This window comes from Nocardia sp. NPDC051030 (genome assembly GCF_040683015.1).
In the GTDB taxonomy this organism is placed as follows: domain Bacteria; phylum Actinomycetota; class Actinomycetes; order Mycobacteriales; family Mycobacteriaceae; genus Nocardia.
This window is the reverse complement of the sequence record NZ_JBFBCD010000014.1, coordinates 89,160-95,754: the sequence shown is the minus strand read 5'-3', so window position 1 is coordinate 95,754 and position 6,595 is coordinate 89,160. Positions and strand designations below refer to the sequence as shown.

General features: G+C 67.4%; 6 protein-coding genes and 1 rRNA gene. 6 read left to right on the top strand and 1 reads right to left on the bottom strand.

The features are described 5' to 3' along the window. The 5 genes from rrf to AB0N05_RS37400 all read left to right on the top strand — a co-directional run. Nucleotides 1–86, top strand: a 5S ribosomal RNA gene (gene rrf / locus AB0N05_RS37420); the annotation flags it as partial. A 144-nt stretch (nt 87–230) separates the two neighbouring features. Further along, entirely contained in the window at nt 231–1,046 is an 816-nt protein-coding gene (locus tag AB0N05_RS37415; RefSeq protein ID WP_364703510.1) for a hypothetical protein, read from the top strand. 53 nt (nt 1,047–1,099) lie between these two features. After that, complete coding sequence (locus AB0N05_RS37410; protein ID WP_364703507.1) at nt 1,100–2,068, top strand: nitronate monooxygenase; 969 nt, start codon at nt 1,100–1,102, stop codon at nt 2,066–2,068. Between the two features lie 275 nt (nt 2,069–2,343). After that, nucleotides 2,344–4,395: an elongation factor G gene (gene fusA, locus AB0N05_RS37405; RefSeq protein WP_364703505.1), complete on the top strand. Its 2,052-nt coding sequence runs from the start codon at nt 2,344–2,346 to the stop codon at nt 4,393–4,395. A 112-nt stretch (nt 4,396–4,507) separates the two neighbouring features. After that, on the top strand, nt 4,508–4,933 hold the full coding sequence (locus AB0N05_RS37400) for an SRPBCC family protein (protein WP_364703502.1): 426 nt from the start codon (nt 4,508–4,510) through the stop codon (nt 4,931–4,933). A 27-nt stretch (nt 4,934–4,960) separates the two neighbouring features. Here the strand turns inward: AB0N05_RS37400 and AB0N05_RS37395 are convergent, their stop codons facing one another. Then, complete coding sequence (locus AB0N05_RS37395; protein ID WP_364703499.1) at nt 4,961–5,809, bottom strand: GNAT family N-acetyltransferase; 849 nt, start codon at nt 5,807–5,809, stop codon at nt 4,961–4,963. Between the two features lie 88 nt (nt 5,810–5,897). Here AB0N05_RS37395 and AB0N05_RS37390 point away from each other — a divergent pair, with 88 nt between their 5' ends. After that, nucleotides 5,898–6,536: an HAD family hydrolase gene (locus AB0N05_RS37390; RefSeq protein WP_364703496.1), complete on the top strand. Its 639-nt coding sequence runs from the start codon at nt 5,898–5,900 to the stop codon at nt 6,534–6,536. The last annotated feature ends 59 nt before the right edge of the window (nt 6,537–6,595 follow it).

Sequence of the window (6,595 nt, the reverse complement as noted above, 5' to 3'; positions counted from 1 at the left end):
GTCCCATTCCGAACCCGGAAGCTAAGCCTGTCTGCGCCGATGGTACTGCACTCGACAGGGTGTGGGAGAGTAGGACACCGCCGGAACATCATTCGCAGAACCCCCCTGACTTCGGTCAGGGGGGTTTTCGCGTTTCTGGGCTTTGTCATCGAGTCTCCTCGCCCACTTCGGGGTTCCGCTCGAGTAGTCGTACGGTGTTGCGGTCCCGTACCTCCGGGCAGGCTGACCTGATGAAGAAATATTGGGGGTTGTTCTGGGCGGCAACTGCTTTGGTGATTGTGGTTGCCGCGCTTGCTATCTGGGCCGATGTGAATGCCGAAACGGCGATCGGTGCGGGTCTGGGATTCGTGGCGTTCTTCTGGCTCGTCGTCGTGGTCACGGTGCCGTGGAATCTCTATTTCGCCACCTTGCAGGCGGGGCATCGGGTGAATGCCGCCCGCGAGCGGGAGATTCCGGTTCCGCCCGCGCGGGAGGGCGAGGTCAGAACGTTGGCCAGGCGGCTGCTCGTACTGGCGGTCGGGGCGCATGTGGTGTCGGCGGTGGCGGCCGCCGTGGTCGCACTCCTGTCGGGGTATGTGATCGGCTACTACGTGGCCGGGTTCTTCCTGGCGAGCATCGTATTCCGGCCTGCGGGAGCGTATTTCGGGTATCTGCGTGCCCGGATCGCCGCCATGTCGCGGGATATCGCGTATCCCCCGGATGATGTGCGGGAGTTGCGGGAACAGCTGGTTGCCGTGGCCGGGAACCTGGATGCGACGCGGTCGAACCTGGCGGCCTGGCAGGAATCGGATGGACGGCAGATCGACGAACTGCGTGACGAGGTGCGCCGCCAGGATCAGCGGGCGCGTGAGGAACAGCGGTCGATGCGGGAAACCGTGGCGCGCGATCACTCCGATTTGTTGTCCCGCGCCGAGGAGGTCGACCGACGAATCGCGGCGATGATCACGCGATTCGACACTGCCCTGAACGGCGTGACGGACCAGCAGGAGCTGATGTCCGGCCTGCGCGCCCTGGTGCGATTCGTGCGCGAGACACCGGCCGGGTAGTCGAAGTGCCGGAACTCCCGTCGACATTGCCGCTGGTGTAACAGAATTCAGTGATGGTCCTGCGGACAGCTTTCACGGAACGCATGTCGATTCGGCACCCGATTGCCTTGGCCCCCATGGGCGGTTCGGCGGGCGGCAGGATGGCGGCCGCGGTCTCCGGGGGTGGCGGTCTCGGCTTGATCGGCGCGGCGCGGGGAGATCGCGAGTGGATGGAACGTGAGGTCGCGATAGCCCGGGCGGCGACGACCGCGCCGTGGGGAATCGGCCTGTGGACGTGGGGAATCGACCAGGAGGTGGTCGATCGGGCCCTGGCATTCCGGCCCGATGCCGTACTGCTGTCCTTCGGCGATCCGACTCCATACGCCGAATCGATCCGCGCTGCCGGGGCGAAGCTGCTGCTTCAGGTCAGCGAGGTGGATGAGGCCCGCCGCGCCGTGGATGCGGGGGCGGACGTGATCATTGCCCAGGGCGGTGATCATGGTGGGCATGGCGGCCGAAATCCCATCGGCACCATGTCTTTCGTTCCGGCGGTGGTGGATGTGGCGGGGGAGACGCCGGTGCTCGCGGCGGGCGGGATCGTGGATGGGCGTGGACTTGCCGCGGCGCTGGCGCTGGGTGCGGCGGGCGTTCTCATGGGGACCCGGTTTCAGGCGAGCCCGGAGGCCATTCTCGAGCCGGAGAGCGTGAAGGCGCTGCTCGCGGCCCGGAGCGGGGATACCGATCGGAATCGGGTGCTGGATATCGCTCGAGGTGCGGCCTGGCCGGATCTCTATCCGGCCCGGACCTTGCGCAATGAGTTCCTCGATGACTGGCGGGGCCGTGAGGACGAGCTGCGCGCGGACGATGAAGCAAAGCAGAAGTATCGGGAGGCTGCCGCGCGCGGCGATATGGGAGTGATTCCGGTGTGGGCCGGTCAGGGGGTCGAGCTCATCAGGTCCGTGGAGTCCGCCGCGGACCTGGTGACCACGATCGTCGCGGAGGCCGAGCGGGCGGTGGCGCGAATCGGGGTGCGGGACAGCTAATTCGGGTGACCGGATGCGTGAACGCTGTTAGGTTGGTGATCGCGAGGCCGAGTGGCCCGTATTCCGCCAGGAAGGGAGCCGGTGATGCGTGGTCTTCGCGTCGTTATTGCCGCCCGCTCGCCTTTCGAGGTGATTCTGGTGTCTTCGCCGGTTCGGTGCCGGCTGCGCGGTCGGTACTGAGACCGGACTTTTTACCCGTAGTGGGTTTCGGGCTGCTGTGTGCCGCCCGTGTCCGGTAATCGCGCTGTCGTTTTTCGGATCGGATCGAAGGACCGATGGCTGTGCGTACCAATATTTCTCGTCAGACTCTGGCAACCGTTCGTAATCTCGGAATTCTCGCGCACGTGGATGCGGGGAAGACGACCGTCACCGAGCGAATGCTGTTCCTGGCTGGTGTCATTCATAAACGCGGCGAGGTGCATGACGGCACCACCGTGACCGATTACGATTCTCAGGAGCGCGAACGTGGGATCACGATTTTCGCGGCCGCGGTGGGCTGCCACTGGGATGGTCACCGGCTCACGGTGATCGATACCCCCGGGCACGTGGACTTCTCCGATGAGGTGGAGCGGTCGCTGCGCGTGCTGGACGGCGCGGTGGCGGTATTCGATGCCGTCGCGGGCGTCGAGCCGCAGAGCGAATCGGTGTGGCGGCGGGCCGATCGGTACGGGGTGCCGCGGATTGCGTTCGTGAACAAGATGGATCGGGTCGGCGCGGATTTCGAACGGGCCGTGGCCTCGATTCGGGAGCGGCTGCATCCGGTGCCCTTGGCGGTGCAACTGCCCATCGGTGTGGAGAACGATTTCACCGGTGTGCTGGATCTGGTTCGGATGCGCGCGCTGGTCTGGACGGGTGGCGCGCTGACCGCGGGCCCGATTCCGGATGATCTGGCATCGGCCGCGCAGGCTGCGCGGCGGGAGCTGGAAGAGGCTGTGGCCGAACGGTATTCGGCGGCACTGGAGGAGTTCATCGCGCACTCGGCGCTGTCCGACGACACCCTGACGGCGGCGCTGCGCGCGCTCACCCTCGCCGGTGATGTCGTGGTCGTGCTGTGCGGTGCGGCGTACCGCAATATCGGCATCGAACCTTTGTTGGATGCGGCCGTCGCGTATCTGCCGTCACCGGCGGACCGTCCGGCGGTGCACGGCGTCGGCGATGCCGAGGTGTTGCGTGCGCCCGATCCGGCGGAACCCTTTGCGGCACTGGCGTTCAAGGTGCATGCGACGGGGACCGGCAGGCTCACGTTCGTGCGCGTGTACTCGGGAACGCTGGCCAAGGGCGACACGATTCTCGATGCCGGTACCGGTCGGCGTGAGCGAGTCGCTCGCATCGTGCGAGTACAGGCGGATAGGCACGAGGAGGTGGAACAGGCGGTGAGCGGGGATATTGTCGCGCTCATCGGGCCCAAGGCCGCGGCCGCGGGCACCACGCTGTGTGCGCCCGGCGCGCCGGTGCTGCTGGAACGGCCCACCCGGACCGAACCGGTGGTGTCGGTCGCGGTGGAGGCACAGAGTCGCGCCGATACCGAACGGCTGGCCATCGCGCTGGCTCGGCTGGTGGAGGAGGACCCGGCGCTGGTGGTCCGCACCGATCCGGAGACGGGGCAGACCCTGCTCTCCGGCATGGGTGAGCTGCACCTGGAGGTGGCGGTGGAGAAGTTGCACCGTGACCGTGGCCTGGTGGTGTCGGTCGGTCGTCCGCAGGTGGCGTATCGGGAGACGCTGCTGCGCGGGGTGTCCGGGCTGCTGTACCGGCACGTCAAGCAGGACGGCGGCGCGGGCCAGTTCGCGCATGTGGTGCTGACTGTCGAGCCGCTCGCCCTCGGCGAATCCGACGATGGCACAGCGGTATTCGAGTTCGCCTCCACCGTGGTGGGCGGGGCGGTCCCCCGCGAGTACGTGCGCGCCGTCGAAGCCGGTTGCCGCGATGCGCTGGCCGAGGGTCCGCTGGGTGGGCATCCGGTCACGGGTGTCCGGGTGACGCTCACCGATGGGGCCACCCATCCGAAGGATTCCTCGGAGTTGACCTTCCGGACGGCGGGTCGGCTGGCGCTGCGGGAAGCCTTGCGCGCCAGCGTCATGCAGCTGCTCAAGCCGGAGGTCGAGCTCACGGTGACGGTGCCGGAGGACGGTGTCGGCACGGTGCTGGGTGACCTCGGCGCGCGCCGCGCCCGGGTCTCCGGTTCGACGGTGCGCGGCGGTACCGCGGTGATCACCGCCGCGGTGCCCCTGGCGGCGCTGTTCGGCTACGCGACCAGCCTGCGCAGCCGGACGCAGGGGCGCGGCACGTTCACCACGCGGCCGCTCGGCTACGCCCCGGCCAGGTGAACAATGGTGGCCCGGCTCTTCCTCGGAGGGGCCGGGCCACTGTCGCGTTGCCCTGAAGTTGTCGGTGTGTGGGCTTACGCTCTGTTCGAATCATCGGGGTGTGGAGGCAGGCATGCAGTACTCGTTCATCGAAGAAGCTGTGATCAGCGGCGATATCGACAAGATCTGGGCGGTGGCCACCGATGTGGCGCATTGGGCGGACTGGGATCCGCATGAGGAGAAATCGCGCATCGACGGGCCGTTCGAGGCGGGCACCAAGGGCTGGGTGAAGCCGAAGGGCGCACCGGCCGGGCCGTTCACGATCGTGGCGGTCGAGCCGGGGAAGTCGTGGACCAGTGAGGCGGGGATCCCGTTCGGGAAGCTACGCGGGCATCGCACCTATGAGGTGGTCGGCGAGGGCAAGGTGAAGGTGGCCGAGCAGGTCGAGGTGCATGGGATTTTCGGGCTGCTGTTCAAGCGGGTCTGGGAGAAGGGGATGCGCGCGGATATGCCGCTGACCTTCGCCGCCCTGGAAGCCGAGGCGCTACGCCGCGGCTGATACTCAACCGTGGATGCGGCTGATCACTCAGCCTTTGACGAGGATGGCGCGGGTGTAGAGCAGGGAGAAGCCGCGGCGCTGGGCATTCTGCTGGGATTTGGATCCCGGCTGGGTGGTGATGACGGCGATATCGCAGCCCGCCGCGGCGGCGATACCGAGGCGGGTCGAGAGCAGCGCGCTCTGGATGCCGTGCCGACGGTGCGCGGGAAGTGTTGCCGCTCCGGTCAATTGCGCTACGCCCTGGGATATGCGCAGGCTGGCGGATCCGGCCACCTGGCCCTCGTGGACCGCGACGTAGCGCTGGACGCCGGAGGCGGCGGTGATATCGCGCATGGCGCGATCGAGGATGTCGCGGGGGAATTCCTCATGGGAGGGGACGCCCTCGGCATCGGGGTGGGCGAAGCCCTCGACGGCGATATCGAGCCAGACGTCGAATTCGCTGTCCGCGCTGGGGCGTACCCGCACGCCATCGGGCTCGATGACTTCGGGCGTGCCGTCGAGGGCGAGGCCGAGTACGTTCTCGAAATTGACGAGCCGGTATCCGCGTTCGGTGAGTAGTTCACCGATGACCGGGTCGGCGAGATTGGCGAGTTCGACCTGTACGGCGGACTTGCGTGCGGCGAATTGCCTTTCCAGCTCCTCGAATTCGTCCGTGTCCGGAACTCCCGCGAAACCCAGGCCCGCCACCTTATTGAGCGGTGAATCGTCCTCGGCGAAGGAGGCGATGCCGCCCGCGATCGGGAGGGCGAATCCCGCGGCCTCCCCGAGCCGGGCCTGCGTGGCCGCGCTCGCGGTGGCGATGAGCTCGGTCTCGACCCTCTCGATGCGAGCGCCGAGCTCGATGCCGCAGAAGAGTGGACCGCCATCGCCTGTCATGCCGTCGAGCCTAGAACGGGCCATAGTGCCGAGTCGCCCCATTTTGTCCGGTGTCGAGGGCTCGGTGACGGGGTCGTATGGTCGGAGGGTGGCTCATGATCAGCAGGCGGATGGCCGGAACGGCCTGGTAGTCGGGTTCGACCTGGATATGACGCTCATCGACTCCCGGCCCGGCATCGCCGCGGTGTGGGATGCGGTGGCGGTGGAGACCGGGGTCCCCATCGATTCGGAGCTGGCGGTGTCGCGGCTCGGCCCGCCGCTGGCCATGGAGGCGGCGGAATGGTTTCCGCAGGAGCGGGTGCCCGAGATCGTCGCCCGATATCGGGCGCTGTACCCGGACCTGGCCATTGCGCCGAGCAAGCATCTGCCCGGAGTCGTGGACGCCCTGGCGGCCGTGCACAAGGCCGGGGGCAAGGTGCTGGTCATTACCGCGAAGAACGGTCCGCAGGCGCAACTGCACCTGGATCACCTTGGGCTGGACGTGGACGATCTGGTCGGCGGCGTCTGGGCCGAGGAGAAGGGTGCGGTGCTGCGCGAGCACGGCGGCTCCATCTATGTCGGCGACCACCTGGGCGATGTCCGCGCCGCGAAGGCCGCCGACGCCTTCTCCGTGGCGGTGACGACCGGGCCGTACTCCGCCGAGGAACTCTCGGCCGAGGGCGCGGATATCGTGCTCACCGACCTCACCGAATTCCCGGCCTGGTTCGAGAATCACCACACCGCGTAGCTGATTTCGTCGACTTTCCTTTGACTTCACGGTGATTCGAACGGTGTTTCCGCCGGAAA